Origin of the sequence: Cryptosporangium aurantiacum (assembly GCF_900143005.1) — a bacterium.
In the GTDB taxonomy this organism is placed as follows: Bacteria; Actinomycetota; Actinomycetes; order Mycobacteriales; family Cryptosporangiaceae; genus Cryptosporangium; species Cryptosporangium aurantiacum.
Map to the genome: position 1 here is coordinate 529,066 of NZ_FRCS01000005.1, position 16,693 is coordinate 545,758.

9 protein-coding genes and 1 pseudogene are annotated in these 16,693 nt (G+C 69.8%); 5 read left to right on the forward strand and 5 right to left on the reverse strand.

The window, feature by feature from the left end:
- Positions 1-433: 433 nt before the first annotated feature.
- The 4 genes from BUB75_RS20150 to rpoB form a co-directional block, all read right to left on the reverse strand.
- On the reverse strand, positions 434-1,516 hold the full coding sequence (locus tag BUB75_RS20150) for a hypothetical protein (protein WP_073259068.1): 1,083 nt from the start codon (positions 1,514-1,516) through the stop codon (positions 434-436).
- 73 nt (positions 1,517-1,589) lie between these two features.
- Positions 1,590-2,123, reverse strand: coding sequence for a hypothetical protein (locus tag BUB75_RS47165; RefSeq protein WP_218617650.1), 534 nt, complete (start codon positions 2,121-2,123; stop codon positions 1,590-1,592).
- A gap of 164 nt (positions 2,124-2,287) precedes the next feature.
- Positions 2,288-6,184, reverse strand: coding sequence for a DNA-directed RNA polymerase subunit beta' (locus BUB75_RS20160; protein WP_073259069.1), 3,897 nt, complete (start codon positions 6,182-6,184; stop codon positions 2,288-2,290).
- 91 nt (positions 6,185-6,275) lie between these two features.
- Positions 6,276-9,710, reverse strand: a complete 3,435-nt coding sequence (rpoB, locus tag BUB75_RS20165) for a DNA-directed RNA polymerase subunit beta (RefSeq protein ID WP_073259070.1) — start codon at positions 9,708-9,710, stop codon at positions 6,276-6,278.
- 712 nt (positions 9,711-10,422) lie between these two features.
- Between rpoB and BUB75_RS48540 the strand changes: the two are divergent.
- Positions 10,423-10,740 (forward strand): annotated as a pseudogene (locus tag BUB75_RS48540) (PRC-barrel domain-containing protein); the annotation flags it as partial.
- A gap of 95 nt (positions 10,741-10,835) precedes the next feature.
- Here the strand turns inward: BUB75_RS48540 and BUB75_RS47700 are convergent.
- Positions 10,836-10,973 carry a hypothetical protein gene (locus BUB75_RS47700; protein ID WP_178379898.1) on the reverse strand — a complete coding sequence of 46 codons (138 nt, stop codon included), beginning with the start codon at positions 10,971-10,973 and terminating at the stop codon, positions 10,836-10,838.
- 574 nt (positions 10,974-11,547) lie between these two features.
- On the opposite strand from BUB75_RS47700, the gene BUB75_RS47705 reads away from it, so the two are divergent.
- The 4 genes from BUB75_RS47705 (at position 11,548) to BUB75_RS20185 (ending at position 16,689) form a co-directional block, all read left to right on the forward strand.
- Positions 11,548-12,591, forward strand: coding sequence for a collagen-like domain-containing protein (locus BUB75_RS47705; protein ID WP_178379899.1), 1,044 nt, complete (start codon positions 11,548-11,550; stop codon positions 12,589-12,591).
- 1,265 nt (positions 12,592-13,856) lie between these two features.
- Complete coding sequence (locus tag BUB75_RS20175) at positions 13,857-14,564, forward strand: phosphocholine cytidylyltransferase family protein (protein ID WP_073259072.1); 708 nt, start codon at positions 13,857-13,859, stop codon at positions 14,562-14,564.
- A complete protein-coding gene (locus BUB75_RS20180; RefSeq protein ID WP_073259073.1) occupies positions 14,561-15,328 on the forward strand; it encodes a CDP-alcohol phosphatidyltransferase family protein in 768 nt (255 codons plus the stop codon). The genes BUB75_RS20175 and BUB75_RS20180 overlap by 4 nt, the downstream gene beginning before the upstream one ends.
- A 23-nt stretch (positions 15,329-15,351) precedes the next feature.
- Positions 15,352-16,689 carry an MATE family efflux transporter gene (locus BUB75_RS20185; protein ID WP_073259074.1) on the forward strand — a complete coding sequence of 446 codons (1,338 nt, stop codon included), beginning with the start codon at positions 15,352-15,354 and terminating at the stop codon, positions 16,687-16,689.
- Positions 16,690-16,693 lie beyond the last annotated feature (4 nt).

Below are 16,693 nucleotides of genomic sequence, written 5' to 3' on the forward strand. Positions count from 1 at the left end.
TCCGCTTTCTTCTCGACTAATTGTCCTCGTGTTGAGCCAGATGTCCGGCTCCTCCGACCCCCGCGGTCGGGCGTGTCGCGCCCGCCGCAGGCCGAGAGTCTGTAAACAGACCCCAGGGGAGGCCGTACGCCCGGCAGAGGGCGCACGTGCATGCCCAGGCGCACCTAGGCACGAAAACCAAGACTACCTACGGCCCGACCACAGGTCAAAACGACTACCGCGACCCTCTTGCCGGGCGCGGTAGTGCGTGTTACCGCCGGTTGCTTCCCTGTTCACCTAGGTGAACCGACCACCCGGCGTTCCTGACCAGGTTCAGACCCACGACTTGCGCCGCGGGTAGGCACCGCTCGCAACCGTACCTCGCTTATCACCAACCTGCCAGCATGGCGAGGCCCGGCCCCCATCGGGGACCGGGCCGTCGTCAGGAAATGTTTCAGGCGTTCAGTGCAGCGAGCCCCACGATCCCGAGGATCATCAGGAGCAGGCCCAGACCAGCGCCGATGCCGCCGGCGATCAGACCCGCCGTCGCCTGCTGCTTGCCGCCGAGCGCCCCGCCGGAGGCGTCGATCTTCTTCTTGCTCATCACGCCGAGCGCGACACCCGCACCACCGGCGATGATCGCGATGAAGCCGAGCGGCCAGAGGCAGCAGGTCAGCAGCGCGGTGACCGCGGACACGATGCCCGCGATCATCGAGAACAGCGCGAACTGCTCGTTCGGCGGCTTCGGGGTGCCGTAACCGCCACCCGGGTACCCGGCCTGCGGGTAACCCGGCGCACCGTAGCCGGAGGTCGGCGCGGCACCGGCGCCGTAACCCGAGGTCGGCGGGGCACCGTACCCGGACGTGGGCGCCGCCGGGTTGTTCGGGTCATAGCCACCGTAGGGCGGCTGACCGCCGTACCCGGACGTCGGCGCGGCACCGTACCCGGAGGTCGGGGCCGCACCGTAACCCGAGGTCGGCGACGCCGGACCCGCGCCGTACCCGGACGTCGGCGACGCCGGGCCGGGCCCGTAGCCGGACGTCGGGGCCGCCGGGTTGTTCGGGTCGTAACCCGGCGTCTGGTCGGCACCCCCGCCCCACGGCGAGCCGTAGCCGGACGTCGGCGACGCCGGCGGCTGCTGCCCGTAGGGCTGCTGCTGCGAGTCGTAGGGCTGCTGCTGGTCGTAACCACCGCTGCCGTACTGCGAGCCGCCCGAGCCGTACTGCGACCCACCGGACCCGTACTGGGTGCCGCCAGAGCCGTACTGCGAGCCGCCGTACTGGCCGCCGCCGTACTGCTGCTGGTTCGGGTCGCCGTACTGGGACGGCGGCGGCGACGAGGCCGGCTGATCGTAGGGGCTGTCGGGCGCCTGACCGTAGTCGGGCACGCTGAAGTTGGGGGTCTGGGGCGCCGGCGGCGCGGAGGGGTTGTTGTAGTCGGGGAAGCTGAATCCGCTCGGCGGCTCCTCACCAGGGCGACCCTGACGTTCGCGCGGGTCGTAGGGCTGGGCCGGCTCAGAGCCAGGTCGGTCGGTCATCTCTCTCCTCGTCAGACGCGGCGCTGTAGTGCAGCCGCGCTCCCTGCCACGGTTCCGCCAGCTGCGGCGGCCGTCAGTTGACGTTCTCGTCGTACTGCGGCCCGTTCCCCACGGACCCGATCAGCAGCCCGATCACGACCGCCACGATCACGATCGCGCTCACCGCCACCGCGATCCAACTCATGATCTCCCCCGCCCGCAGTGCCCGGCCGCCGGTGAGGAAACCCGCCGACGCGGTGAGCTCGGCTCGTGCCGGACGCACCAGGGCGAGCCCGGCCAGGCCGGGCGCGAGCCCTCCCCCGCAGAACATGAGCAGAAGGCCGACGACGCCCAGCGCGAGTACCGCCCACGCCTTGGTCGACGGCGTCTCGTCCGGATCGGCCGGGTGCCGTTCGATTCCCTCCTGCGGCCCGGGCAGCGGCCCGGCAGCGGGCCACCCGCCGACAGCCGCGCCAGGCGCAGCCACGGCCGGACCCGGCGCCGGTCTCGGCGTCTCGAGGACCTCTGGCGTGGGCGACGCCAAGCCGACCTCGGGCGGCGTCTGCCCTGGTACCGGCCGTGCCCACGGCGAGGGTGACCCCTTCACCGGAGGTGGGGCCTCGGTCATCGTCACCTCCCGCCGACCACGAACACCGGAAACTGCATCGTGCCATCATCCCCCGACACGATCCGGCGCCGAACACAGGCCCGAGAAATGCAGCCATGGGACGACCCGGGAACGGCGATGGCCGCCCGGGGGCGAACCCCGAGCGGCCATCGTCACTTACGTACTCAGCGGTTGAACGACCCGTAGTCGAAGTCGTCCAGCGGGACGGCCTGACCGGAGCCGGTGCCGAACCCGCCGTACTCGACGTCGTCGTACGGGGTCATCGAGTAGACCTGAGCCCGCGCTTCCTCGGTCGGCTCCACCCGGATGTTCCGGTAGCGGGAGATGCCCGTACCGGCCGGGATCAGCTTTCCGATGATCACGTTCTCCTTGAGACCGATCAGCGAGTCGCTGCGCGCGTTGATCGCCGCGTCGGTGAGCACCCGGGTGGTCTCCTGGAAGGAGGCCGCCGAGAGCCACGACTCGGTCGCCAGCGACGCCTTGGTGATACCCATCAGGATCGGACGACCCGAAGCCGGCTCGCCGCCCTCGGCCACCACCCGACGGTTCTCGTTCTCGAACATCGGCCGCTCGATCGGGGCACCGGGCAGGAACTCGGTGGCACCCGAGTCGATGATGATCACCCGGCGGAGCATCTGCCGGACGATGATCTCGACGTGCTTGTCGTGGATCGGCTGGCCCTGCGACCGGTACACGTTCTGCACCTCGTTGACCAGGTGCAGCTGCACGGCACGCGGGCCCTGGATGCGGAGCACCTCGTGCGGGTCGACCACACCATCGGTGAGCTGCTGGCCCACCGTGACGTGCTCGCCGTCGGCCACCCGCAGCCGGACGCGGCGGGACAGCTTGTCGTAGACGACCTCGTCGGTCCCGTCGTCCGGGACGATGACGATCTTCCGCGACTTCTCGGTCTCCTCGATCCGGACCCGGCCCGCGGTCTCGGCGATCGGGGCCTTGCCCTTGGGGACACGGGCCTCGAACAGCTCGACCACACGCGGCAGACCCTGCGTGATGTCGTCACCGGCCACACCACCGGTGTGGAAGGTACGCATCGTCAGCTGGGTGCCGGGCTCGCCGATCGACTGGGCGGCGATGATGCCGACCGCCTCGCCGACGTCCACCAGCTTGCCGGTGGCGAGCGAGCGTCCGTAGCAGTACGAGCAGACACCCATCGCCGACTCGCAGGTCAGGACCGAGCGGACCTTGACCTCCTTGATGCCGGCCTTGACCAGCGCGTCGATCAGGACGTCACCCAGGTCGGACTGGGCGGGCGCCACGACGACGCCGTCCGGGCTCTTCGCGTCGGTCGCGAGCGTCCGGGCGTAGGAGTTCGTCTCGACGTGCTGGTGCTTGACCAGCGACCCGTCCGGACCCTCGGTCGCAATCGGAACCGACACACCACGCTCGGTGCCGCAGTTCTCCTCGCGGATGATGACGTCCTGCGAGACGTCCACCAGACGACGGGTCAGGTAACCCGAGTCGGCGGTCCGCAGCGCGGTGTCGGCCAGACCCTTACGGGCACCGTGGGTGGAGATGAAGTACTCCAGCACCGACAGGCCCTCGCGGAACGAGGACTTGATCGGACGCGGGATCGTCTCACCCTTGGGGTTGGCGACCAGACCACGGATACCGGCGATCTGCCGGACCTGGATCATGTTTCCTCGGGCACCCGAGTTGACCATCATCCAGATCGGGTTCGTCTCCGGGAAGTTCGCCTCCATGGCCTTGGCGACCTCGTTCGTCGCCCTGGTCCAGATCTCGATGAGCTCCTGGCGGCGCTCCTCGCCGGTGATCACACCACGCTGGTACTGACGCTCGATCTTGTCGGCGTCCTTCTCGTACCGGTCGAGGATCTCCGGCTTGCTCGGCGGCGTCACCACGTCGTCGATCGAGATCGTGACGCCTGCCCGGGTCGCCCACCGGAAGCCGTACGCCTTGAGGGCGTCCAGCGTCGCGGCGACCTGCACCTTCGGGTAACGCTCGGCAAGGTCGTTGACGATCGCCGAGAGCTGCGGCTTACGCACCTCGTAGTTGACGAACCGGTAGTCGGTCGGGAGCGTCTCGTTGAAGAAGACCCGGCCGAGCGTGGTGTCGACCAGCAGCGGCGAGCCCGGCTCCCAGTCCTCCGGCGCGACCCACGGCTCGGCGCCGGGGCCGTTGTCGACCGTCGGAGCACCGTCGATGCGGATCTTGACCGGGGTCTGCAGGTTGAGCTCGCCCAGGTCGTACGCCATCACGGCCTCGGCGTCCGAACCGAAGACCCGGCCCTCGCCCACGCGACCCTCGCGGACCGCGGTGAGGTGGTAAAGCCCGAGCACCATGTCCTGGGTCGGCGAGGTGATCGGACGACCCGACGCCGGCGACAGGATGTTGTTGCTGGACAGCATCAGCACCCGGGCCTCGGCCTGAGCCTCGGCCGACAGCGGCAGGTGGACCGCCATCTGGTCACCGTCGAAGTCCGCGTTGAACGCGGTGCAGACGAGCGGGTGGATCTGGATCGCCTTGCCCTCGACCAGCTGCGGCTCGAAGGCCTGGATGCCCAGACGGTGCAGGGTCGGTGCGCGGTTGAGCAGCACCGGGTGCTCGGAGATGACCTCTTCGAGCACGTCCCACACGACCGGACGCGCACGCTCGACCATCCGCTTGGCCGACTTGATGTTCTGCGCGTGGTTCAGGTCGACCAGACGCTTCATCACGAACGGCTTGAACAGCTCGAGCGCCATGTAGCGCGGCAGACCGCACTGGTGCAGCTTGAGCTGCGGGCCGACGACGATGACCGAACGGCCGGAGTAGTCGACGCGCTTACCGAGCAGGTTCTGACGGAACCGACCCTGCTTGCCCTTGAGCATGTCGGACAGCGACTTCAGCGGACGGTTACCCGGGCCGGTGACCGGCCGGCCGCGGCGGCCGTTGTCGAACAGCGCGTCGACGGCCTCCTGCAGCATCCGCTTCTCGTTGTTGACGATGATCTCCGGCGCGCCCAGATCGAGCAGGCGCTTGAGCCGGTTGTTCCGGTTGATCACCCGGCGGTACAGGTCGTTCAGGTCGCTGGTGGCGAAGCGGCCACCGTCGAGCTGGACCATCGGCCGCAGGTCCGGCGGGATCACCGGAATGCAGTCGAGCACCATGCCCATCGGGGAGTTACGGGTGTTCAGGAACGCCGCGACGACCTTGAGCCGCTTGAGCGCCCGGATCTTCTTCTGGCCCTTGCCCGACCGGATCGTCTCGCGCAGGTTCTCGGCTTCGCCGTCGAGGTCGAAGTTCTCCAGCAGCTTCTGCAGCGCCTCGGCGCCCATGCCACCGGTGAAGTACTCGCCGAACCGGTCACGGAGCTCGCGGAACAGGAGCTCGTCCGGGATCAGCTGCTTGACCTCAAGCTTGCGGAACGTGTCGAGGACCTCGTCGAGGCGATCGATCTCCCGCTGCGCACGGTCGCGCAGCTGGCGCATCTCGCGCTCGCCGCCCTCCTTGACCTTCCGGCGGACGTCGCTCTTGGCGCCCTCGGCCTCGAGCTCGGCCAGGTCGGCCTCGAGCTTCTTGGCGCGGGCGTCGATGTCGGCGTCCCGGCGCTCCTCGACCCGACGACGCTCGACGGCGATCTCCGCCTCGATCGTCGACATGTCGCGATGACGGGCCTCGGTGTCGACGCCCGTGATCAGGTAGGCCGCGAAGTAAATGATCTTCTCGAGGTCCTTGGGAGCCAGGTCGAGCAGGTAGCCCAACCGGCTCGGGACGCCCTTGAAGTACCAGATGTGCGTGACCGGAGCGGCCAGCTCGATGTGGCCCATCCGCTCACGACGCACCTTGGCCCGGGTCACCTCGACGCCGCAGCGCTCGCAGATGATGCCCTTGAACCGGACGCGCTTGTACTTACCGCAGTAGCACTCCCAGTCCCGGGTGGGACCGAAGATCTTCTCGCAGAAGAGCCCGTCCTTTTCCGGCTTGAGGGTGCGGTAGTTGATGGTCTCCGGCTTCTTCACCTCGCCGTGCGACCACTGACGGATGTCGTCGGCCGTGGCGAGGCCAATACGCAGCTCGTCAAAGAAGTTGACGTCAAGCACGTGTTTCAGTCCCTCTGCTAGAGGTTTTTGGTAAAGCTCTGACCCTCGTTACGGGCAGGCGGCGGCTGCTGTCGCCACCTGCCCGCGACCATCACACCTCTTCGACGCTGCTCGGCTCGCGGCGCGACAGGTCGATGCCCAGCTCCTCAGCGGCGCGGAAGACCTCGTCGTCCGAGTCACGCATCTCCAGGGCCACGCCGTCACTCGAGAGGACCTCGACGTTCAGGCAGAGCGACTGGAGCTCCTTGAGCAGAACCTTGAACGACTCCGGGATGCCCGGCTCGGGGATGTTCTCGCCCTTGACGATCGCCTCGTAGACCTTCACGCGGCCGAGGACGTCGTCGGACTTGATCGTCAGCAGCTCCTGCAGCGCGTAGGCCGCACCGTAGGCCTGCATCGCCCAGCACTCCATCTCACCGAAGCGCTGACCACCGAACTGCGCCTTACCACCCAGCGGCTGCTGCGTGATCATCGAGTACGGGCCGGTCGACCGAGCGTGGATCTTGTCGTCGACCAGGTGGAGCAGCTTCAGGATGTAGATGTAGCCGACGCTGACCGGCTCCGGGAACGGCTCGCCGGAGCGGCCGTCGAAGAGGCGCGCCTTACCGCCGGAGTTGACCATCCGGTCGCCGTCGCGGTTCGGGATCGTCGAGGCCAGCAGGCCGGTGATCTCCTCCTCGCGGGCGCCGTCGAACACCGGCGTGGCGGTGTTGACGTTCGGCTCGGCCTCGGCCGCACCGATCCGGTGGAGCTCCTTCTTCCACTGCTCGTCGTTGCCCTCGACCTGCCAGCCCTGGGATGCGATCCACCCGAGGTGGGTCTCCAGTACCTGGCCGAGGTTCATCCGGCCCGGCACACCGAGCGGGTTGAGCACGATGTCGACCGGCGTGCCGTCCTCGAGGAACGGCATGTCCTCGACCGGGAGGATCTTGGAGATGACGCCCTTGTTGCCGTGACGGCCGGCGAGCTTGTCACCGTCCTGGATCTTCCGCTTCTGGGCGACGTAGACCCGGACCAGCTCGTTCACGCCCGGCGAGAGCTCGGCGCCCTCGTCCCGGCTGAACACGCTGACGCCGATGACCTTGCCGGACTCACCGTGCGGCACCTTGAGCGAGGTGTCGCGGACCTCGCGCGCCTTCTCACCGAAGATCGCGCGGAGCAGCCGCTCCTCCGGGGTCAGCTCGGTCTCACCCTTCGGGGTGACCTTGCCGACCAGGATGTCGCCGGTGGTGACGTCGGCACCGATCCGGACGATGCCCCGCTCGTCGAGGTCGGCCAGGACCTCCTCGGAGACGTTCGGGATGTCCCGGGTGATCTCCTCGGCGCCCAGCTTGGTGTCGCGGGCGTCGACCTCGTGCTCCTCGATGTGGATCGAGGTGAGGACGTCGTCCTGGACCAGACGCTGGCTCAGGATGATCGCGTCCTCGTAGTTGTGGCCCTCCCACGGCATGAACGCGACCAGCAGGTTCTTGCCGAGAGCCATCTCGCCCTCATCGGTGCAGGGACCGTCGGCGATGACGCCGCCCTTTTCGATCCGCTGCCCCTCCTCCACCAGCGGGCGCTGGTTGATCGAGGTGCCCTGGTTCGAGCGACGGAACTTGTGCAGCAGGTACGTGCGGCGAGTGCCGTCGTCGTGCATCAGCGTGACGTAGTCGGCACAGACGTCCTCGACGACACCGGCCTGCTCGGCCAGCACGACGTCACCGGCGTCCTGCGCGGCACGGGCCTCCATGCCGGTACCGACCAGCGGCGACTCACTACGCAGCAGCGGCACTGCCTGACGCTGCATGTTCGCGCCCATGAGCGCGCGGTTGGCGTCGTCGTGCTCGAGGAACGGGATCATCGCGGTCGCGACCGAGACCATCTGCCGCGGCGAGACGTCCATGTAGTCGACCTCCGTGCCCGGCACGAAGTCGACCTCACCGCCCTTCCGGCGGACCAGGACGCGGTCCTCGGCGAACCGGCCGGTCGCGTCGAGGACGGCGTTGGCCTGCGCCTTGACGAACCGGTCCTCCTCGTCCGCGGTCAGGTAGTCGATCTGCGACGTGACGACGCCGTCCTCGACCTTGCGGTACGGGGTCTCGATGAAGCCGAACGGGTTGACCCGCGCGAACGTCGAGAGCGCACCGATCAGGCCGATGTTGGGGCCTTCCGGCGTCTCGATCGGGCACATTCGGCCGTAGTGGCTGGGGTGCACGTCGCGGACCTCGAAGCCGGCCCGCTCACGGGACAGACCACCGGGACCGAGCGCCGAGAGCCGGCGCCGGTGGGTGAGACCACCCAGCGGGTTGGTCTGGTCCATGAACTGGGACAGCTGGCTGGTGCCGAAGAACTCCTTGATGGAGGCGACGACCGGCCGGATGTTGATCAGCGTCTGCGGCGTGATCGCCTCGACGTCCTGCGTCGTCATCCGCTCGCGGACGACCCGCTCCATCCGGGAGAGGCCGACCCGGACCTGGTTCTGGATCAGCTCGCCGACCGTGCGCAGGCGCCGGTTACCGAAGTGGTCGATGTCGTCCGGCTCGAACCCGGCCTCGGCGACGTGCAGCTTCACCAGGTAGTCGATCGTCGCGACGATGTCGTCCTCGGTGAGCACGCCGGTCGTGATCGGGACCTCGACCTCGAGCTTCTTGTTCACCTTGTAGCGGCCGACCTTGGCAAGGTCGTACCGCTTCGGGTTGAAGAAGAGGTTGTCGAGCAGCGTCTGGGCGTTCTCGCGCGTCGGCGGCTCGCCCGGACGCAGCTTGCGGTAGATGTCGAGCAGCGCCTCGTCCTGGGTCTGGACGTGGTCCTTCTCCAGCGTGGCGAGGACGATCTCCGAGTGCGCGAAGCGCTCGCGGATGCGCTCCGGGGTCCAGCCGAGGGCCTTCAGCAGGACCGTGACGGCCTGCCGACGCTTACGGTCGATCCGGACGCCGATCGTGTCGCGCTTGTCGACGTCGAACTCCAGCCAGGCGCCCCGGCTCGGGATCACCTTGACGTTGGTGACGTCCTTGTCGGAGGTCTTGTCGGGCTGCCGGTCGAAGTACACACCGGGCGAACGGACGAGCTGCGAGACGACGACCCGCTCGGTGCCGTTGATGATGAACGTGCCCTTCGGCGTCATCATCGGGAAGTCGCCCATGAACACGGTCTGGCTCTTGATCTCGCCAGTCGTGTTGTTAGTGAACTCCGCCGTCACGAACAGCGGAGCGCAGTAAGTGAGGTCCTTCTCCTTGCACTCCTCGATCGAGGCCTTGACCTCTTCGAAGCGCGGGTTGGAGAAAGACAGGGACATCGACCCCGAGAAGTCCTCGATCGGGGAGATCTCCGTCAAAATTTCTTCGAGACCGGCGACCGAAGCAGGGTCACCGGCGACCCGAGACCGCCAGGCGTCGTTGCCGACCAACCAGTCGAACGAGTCCGTCTGGAGTGCCAGCAGGTTCGGCACCTCGAGCTGTTCGGCGATCTTCCCGAACGAGATGCGTTGCGGCTTGCCGGCGGCGGTGCGGGGAGGAGTGTTGGTGCCGGGGCGGGAGACTGCCAAGATGCGTCCTTCCGAGGACCTGCGGATCCGAACGGTCGTCGTGCGCGCACTCCAATCGGCCTCCGTCAAATGGAGGCGCGAAAGGCAGAAGGCAGCGCAAACTAGCAGTGTAGCCGCAAGGCACACTACTGTCGAATCCCCTGGCCCGCGCGGCGTGACACCCCGTCCGCCAGCCACGCACTCGAACCGAACTCCCGGAAAATCCGTGTTCCCCAGACTGGATCCCCAAAACTGATGGGGGCCCGCGGAACCTCGGAGGGGACGACGGGAGCCGACCCGAACCGCGCCCCGCCGCGCACCTCGCCGGGGCGAAATTACCGGGCTCGAATTACAAGCCCGTACTTCACGTACTCGTCACGCTCAGCCACCGAGCATGTGCACTGGCTGCGCGCTACGAGAAGAGCGTGCCTGTGCCGGTCCGCCACGTCAAGAGGCGCGCCCCAGGTGGGGGGATACCTCACCGGCTTAAGTCGCCCCTGGCCGGTCGGAGGATGCCCTGAAGAGGCGGAGGAAGTCCGCCGGGCGTGACGGGCCGGAAGTGGACGATGCACCAGTTCGGCATGGTTGTGCCGGCCGCGGGGTAGTGGGGCTGGTGACGCGGTCGGCCTCGCCACGCGCAGTCCGGGCGTAGCCCCGACTCAGGTCGGGCGAACCGGACGCGCCCGGGGAGCGTTTTACCTCACAGTGGGAGGCGGATTGGGTCTTTCCGGGGATGGGTACGTTAGCCGGTCGGACGCGAGTCCCCGCCGGCCGGACGAGGTCCAGCATCCTCGGTTTCGGCGCCGAGCGGCGATCGACGAAGACCGCGGAGGCAACAACCGTGTTGACACAGGAGCATGCACAAGCGCTCGTGCATGCGACCGCGTATGACGCAGAAGGCAGCAAGCTCGGCAAGATCGGTCAGGTCTACCTCGACAACCGGACGCAGGCCCCGGAGTGGGTCACCGTGCACACCGGTTTGTTCGGGACGAAGGAGAGCTTCGTCCCGGTCGGCGACGCGGAACTGGACGGCGACCGGTTGCGGCTGCCGTACGACAAGCAGCTGATCAAGACCGCTCCGGAGATCGAGCCGGCCGGGGTGTTCGGCGGGCTGACGCCCGAGCAGGAACACGACCTGTATCGGCACTACCGCGTGGAGCCACCGGCGCCGCCGGTCGTCTCCGACGCGATCGACGCCGACACCGGGCGGATCAGCTCGTTCGGTCCGGCGACCGCGCTGGACGGCCTGGCCGACGAGACGCCGCACGGGGAGGAGGCGAGCACTGCTCCCCGTCCGCCCCGGCCCGAGCCGCCGCTCGACGATCCGTTCGTTGCGCCGACGTCGCCGGCTGGGGAGTTGGTGGGTGACGGTTTTCCGGCAGCGGAGCCCCCGGTATCCGGACCGCCCTTCCCTGGGCCGCCGATCTCGGGACCGCCCGCCTCGGGGCCCCCGGTCCCCGGACCGCCCGTCTCGGGCCCGCCCACCTCCGGACCGCCCGTCTCGGGACCGCCCACCTCCGGACCGTCCGTCTCGGGCCCGCCCATCTCGCGGCCCCCGGTATCCGGACCGCCCACCTCCGGACCGCCCATCTCGCGGCCCCCGGTATCCGGACCGCCCACCTCCGGACCGCCCATCTCGCGACCGCCCATCTCCGGACCGCCCACCTCCGGACCGCCCATCTCGGGACTGCCCACCTCCGGACCGCCCGTCTCGGGGCCGCCCGTCTCGGGGCCGCCCGTCTCCGGGCCGCCCGTCTCCGGGCCGCCTGTCTCGGGGCCGTCCGTCCCGGGGCCGCCCGTCTCGGGGCCGCCCGTCTCGGGGCCGCGCGAGGCTGAGCTGCATGGCCCAGGGCCGGGGATGGCGGGACCGCGGGATGGCGAGTGGCGTGGACCGGGGATCGCCGGGCCCCGTGACAGCGGGCCCCGTGACAGCGGGCCCCGTGACAGCGGGCCGCGGGAAGGCGGGCTGCAGGACGCGGGGGCATGGGGTGGCGGGCGGCCGTGGGGCGGTCAGCCCAAGGACCCGTCGGCGTCGTCCCGCGCATCCTGGGCCGACGACGCCCGACGCTTCGCCGGCGCGCCCGGTGGCCCCGCGGCCCCGGACACCACCGGCCAGGACGGCCGCACCATCGCGGCCGGCGGGCGCGCCCAGAGCAGTCAGACCGGGCACGACAGTCAGACCGGGCACGACAGTCAGACCGGGCACGACAGTCAGACCGGGCACGACAGTCAGACCGGGCACGACAGTCAGACCGGGCACAACAGTCAGGCCGGGCACAACAGCCAGACCGGGCGCGACCACCGGGCCGGGCGCGACCACCGGGCCGGGCGCGACAGCCAGGCCGGGCGCGACAGCCAGGCCGGGCGCGACAGCCGGAGCGGGCAGGACGGCCGGAGCGGGCAGGACGGCCGGAGCGGGCAGGACGGCCGGAGCGGGCAGGACGGCCGGAGCGGGCAGGACGGCCGGAGTGGGCGGGGCATCCCGAGCAGCAGCGATGGCCACACAGGGTCTGACCGCGCGGCTCCGCAGGAGACCTCGGCCGCGCAGGACACCCCGGCGCTGCGTGCCGGCCAGGACGGGCAGATCCGCCAGGACGGACGTGGCGGCCAGGACGGCGGAAGCAGCCAGGGTGCGCAGGGTCGCCAGGACGCGCCGGGGTCAGCCCAGACCACCGACACGCCCGGCGCGCCCGATGCGCCACGCCCGTTCGGCCCCGGACCGGTCTCGCTGGACTTCCGTCCGGTGACGCTCCGGCCCACGCCCTCCGGCGGCGACACCGCGGACGGCCCCGCAGCCGCGGACGACGCCGCCGAGAAGCCGGCGCCGACGGGCCCGATCGCGCCGCTGTACCCGGCCGGACCATCTGATCACATCGGCCGCCACCGCTCCCGGCGCCGCTGACCCGGCCCCGGCTTTCGGGAAGTCCACGTTGCGGGACCGCGACCCTGACCGGCTGGCGACGTGGACTTCCCGTCCCACGGCGGGTCGGCAGGGCGTGGTTGTCCCGTAGTGGGTGCTGGGACGCCCAGAATCTGACATCCACGGCGGCGGGCCGAGCAAGAAATGGGAGCCGGAGGGCGAATCGGGCGCCGATCTAGCGGGAATCAGCCAGGCCCCGCGGGAATCGGTCGTGGCTGGCGCAAATCAGACATCAGCTAGCGGGAATCGGACCCCGATAGGCGGGAATCAGACGCAGGTCAGCAGGAATCGGACAACGCGCCCTGGATAGTGGCGCCGCCCGCCAGGCGAGATCCCGCCGCCGCGGGCACCCGCCGCTCGCGGGCATCCCGGCCAACCCGCAGAAGCCGCTGTTCCCCGCCAGCCGCCGAGAACCGCAACCTCGCACACCCCGTAACCGTGCGGTAACGCGCCACGACGGACAGCTCGCCACCGGCCGCAGCCCCGTGGCGGCCCCGCAGGTGCCCGAAGCGCACCGAGAGCCGCCCAGTTCGCTCCGCAGCGCCCCCGTGCCCCCTGCCCCGTGGACGCCCCGGCGACACGCCGAGGCCCCCCACCCGCCGATGGGCAGGTCGCCAACCGCGGTCCGCCCGCAGCCCGCGAACACCTCCGGACGACAAACGGAGGCCCCGCCCACCTGATGCGCAGGTCGCACCCCCGGTCCCGCCCGCAGCCCTACGGACGCGTGGCGAAGGCGCCGCGGCCCCGCCGGGCCAAAGGCTCCGCCGCCCCGCCAGCCCGGCCAACTCGCCGCTGCGCGGCAACCCCCACCGCCCCGAACAACCCCGCCGCTGCGCGGCAACCCCCACCGCCCCGAACAACCCCGCCGCCGCGCGGCAACCCCCACCGCCCCGAACAACCCCCGCCGCCGCGCGGCAACCCCCACCGCCGCCGCGGACAGCTCCGCCGCCGCGCGGCAAACCCCACCGCCCCGAACAACTCCGCCGCGGCGCGGCGACCGCCGCCGACCCGCTGCTACCGGCGCCCCAACCACCACCCAACCACTACACAACCACCCCAAAACCACCAGGACGAATCCCCAAAGCGCCAGACCCCCGATGTCCCCCGCAAGAAATCGAGATGATCGGTAACTGTCAGCGGGGTGACCGCTCGGTATCCACAGCCGGTTCCCGTCCGGAGGCGGACCGATCAAGAGGCGCTATCCTCCCCGCGGGGTGGCCGGGAGACGAAGAGGAGTTGATGCGCAGATGGCGCCGCAGGTGGTGATCCTCGCGGCCGGGCTGGGTACGCGGCTCGGACGTCCGCACCCCAAAACCTTGACTCCGCTCCGCGACGGAAAGAGCATTCTCCGTCACCAGCTGGACCGGATCGACGCGGCGTTCGGCGGCGAGGCCCGGGTGACGATCGTCGTCGGCTTCAAGATGGACCTAGTCATGGAGGCCGCGCCGGACGCGCTCTTCGTCTACAACGAGGTCTACGACCAGACCAACACGTCGAAGAGCCTGCTCAAGGCGCTGAAGCTGTCCGCGCCGGGCGGCGTCCTCTGGCTCAACGGCGACGTGGTCTTCGTCGACGGCCTGCTCGAGGCGGTGGCCGAACAGGTCGACGCCGGGCAGAGCTTCATCTGCGTGAACACCGACTCGGTCGCCGACGAGGAGGTCAAGTACACGCTCGACGGCGACGGCTACGTCAAGGACCTGTCGAAGCAGGTTCGCGACGGCGCGCTCGGCGAGGCGGTCGGCATCAATTACGTGGCCGACGCCGACAAGGCGACGCTGATCACGCACCTCGATGCCTGCGACGACCAGGATTATTTCGAGCGTGGCGTGGAGACCGCGATCGCCGATACCGGCAGTAGGTTCCGGGCTGTGGACATTTCCCGCTTCGGTGTAGTTGAGGTCGACTTCGACGCAGACCTTGCACGAGCGAACGAACTGGACGTCGAGGCTCGATGACCCTGCCGACCGTGACCCCGACCACCCCCCAGTCGTCCGGCAAGCCCACCGCCGCCGATTTCCTCGCCCGTCACCGCGGTGGTGGGCTGTTCACCGAGACCGTGAACCAGCGGATCGGCTCGTACCTGGCCGTCGTCGCGCACCGCCTCCGCCTGGCGCCGTCCGCGTTGACGCTGATCAACCTCGTCCTGGGGCTCGGAGCCTCCGCAGCTGTCGCGGCCCTCGCCCCGGCAGCTGCCCGCGGCGACGTCTCCGAGTGGGCACTGGGCCTCGGCGCACTGCTCGTCTGGCACCTCGCCTACAGCCTCGACTGCTCCGACGGACAGTTGGCCCGCGTCACCGGCATGGCCGGACCGGCCGGCGCTCGGGTCGACATTCTCTGCGACGTCGCCGTGCAGATCTCGCTGGTGGCCGCGATCTCGGCGACCGCTGTCGCGCACTCGTCCGGCACGCCGGCCTGGCTCGTCGCGGTGTTCGCCGGTACCTGGATGGTCAACCTGGTCACGTCGGTGATGGCGTCGACGAACACGGCCGCCGCGAGCCTGTTGAAGTCGACGTCGCTGCCGATCCGCATCGTCAAGCTGATCCGGGACTACGGTGCGGTGGTGACCGCATGCGGTCTGGTGATCGCGTTCCTACCCGGTTGGACGCCGCTGCTGATGGCCGTCGTCGCCACGGTGAACGGGTTGTTCCTGCTCGCGAGCATCGGCCAGTCCGCACGCAAGGCGGGCTTGGTGGCACCACCGCACCACGCCGAGCCGTGAGCACGCACGAATAACCTGACGCCGTGAAGAAGCTGCGGGGGAATACCGCCAACGCCGCCGGCCTCGCCGACCAACTGGTCAGCGCCGGGGCGAACGCCGCGACGGGTCTGCTCGTCCTGCCGTTCCTCGCCCCCGCCGAGGCCGGTGCGGTGCTGTTCGCGATCGGCGTCGGCTACTTCGCGATCGGGATCGCCCGTGCGCTGGTCGGCGACGTGTTACTCACGTACTCCGCCCGCTACGGCGACGCCGAGCGAGCCCGGCAGGCCACCAGTGCCACGAAGACCGCGGGCGCTCTGGGGCTGATCACCGCCCTGATAGTGGTCGCCGCCTGGGCCACCGGCCCCGACTTCCTCAGCGAGCTGATCTGGCTGGCGCCGTTCCTGCCGTTCGTCCTGGTGCACGACGCCGGGCGGTACGTGTTCCTCGCCGCGCGCCGGCCGCAGCGTGCGCTGATCTCCGATCTGACCTACATCGCCGTCCAGGGCGTCCTGCTGACCGCGCTGCTCGTCGCCGGGTTCCGCGACGGGGCGGTGTTTCTCTGCGCCTGGGGCGTCGGTGGCGTCGCCGGGGCGTTGTCGTTCCTGATCCGCGCGCGGATCAACGTCGTTGATCTACGGCGGGGCGACCTGCGCGACTGGGTCAGGGAGACCAGGCACCTCTCGGGCTGGCTGACGCTCACCGCGCTGCTCGGCCAGGCTCAGGTGCAGTTCGTCTACACGCTCGTGACCGGCCTGTTGACGCCCGCTGCGCTGTCGATACTGCGTGCCGCGCAGTACGGGCTGCTGATGCCCGCGCAGAACCTCCAGATGGCGGTCTCCAGCCTGCTGGTGCCCCGGATGTCGCGGCTTGCCGGTGCGGGCGACCGAGCCGGGATCGCCCGGCTGCTGCGCCGGGCGCTGACCGCAACCGCGCTGTGCGGCCTCGTGCCGGTCGCGCTGTCGCCGCTGGCCGGGCCTCTCCTGGACGCGATCCTGCCGAAGTACGCCCAGGCGGCGACGATCGCGTTGCCGGTGGCGATCCAGGCCGCGATCTACCTCGTCCAGGTGCCGTTCACCGCGGCGCTGCGCGGGATGCAGCGCGTCCGCAGCCTGTTCGTGCAGTACGTCGTGTTCTTCGTGACCCAGGTGGCGTGCCTGATCGGCGGCACGCTCGCGTTCGACCTGCGCGGCGCTGCCTGGGGCATGATGGCGGGCTCCGCGGTCGGCCTGGTCACGATGGTGATCCTGTACCGGAGAGCGCTGGCGAAGCTAGAACCCGCCGAGCCGGACCCCGGCCCGAAAGAAACCGACCCGCCTCCCGGAGCAGCCACGACGACCGAAACCGTGGCCGACGAGAACGCTGGGCCGACGCCCGTACGATGAGCCG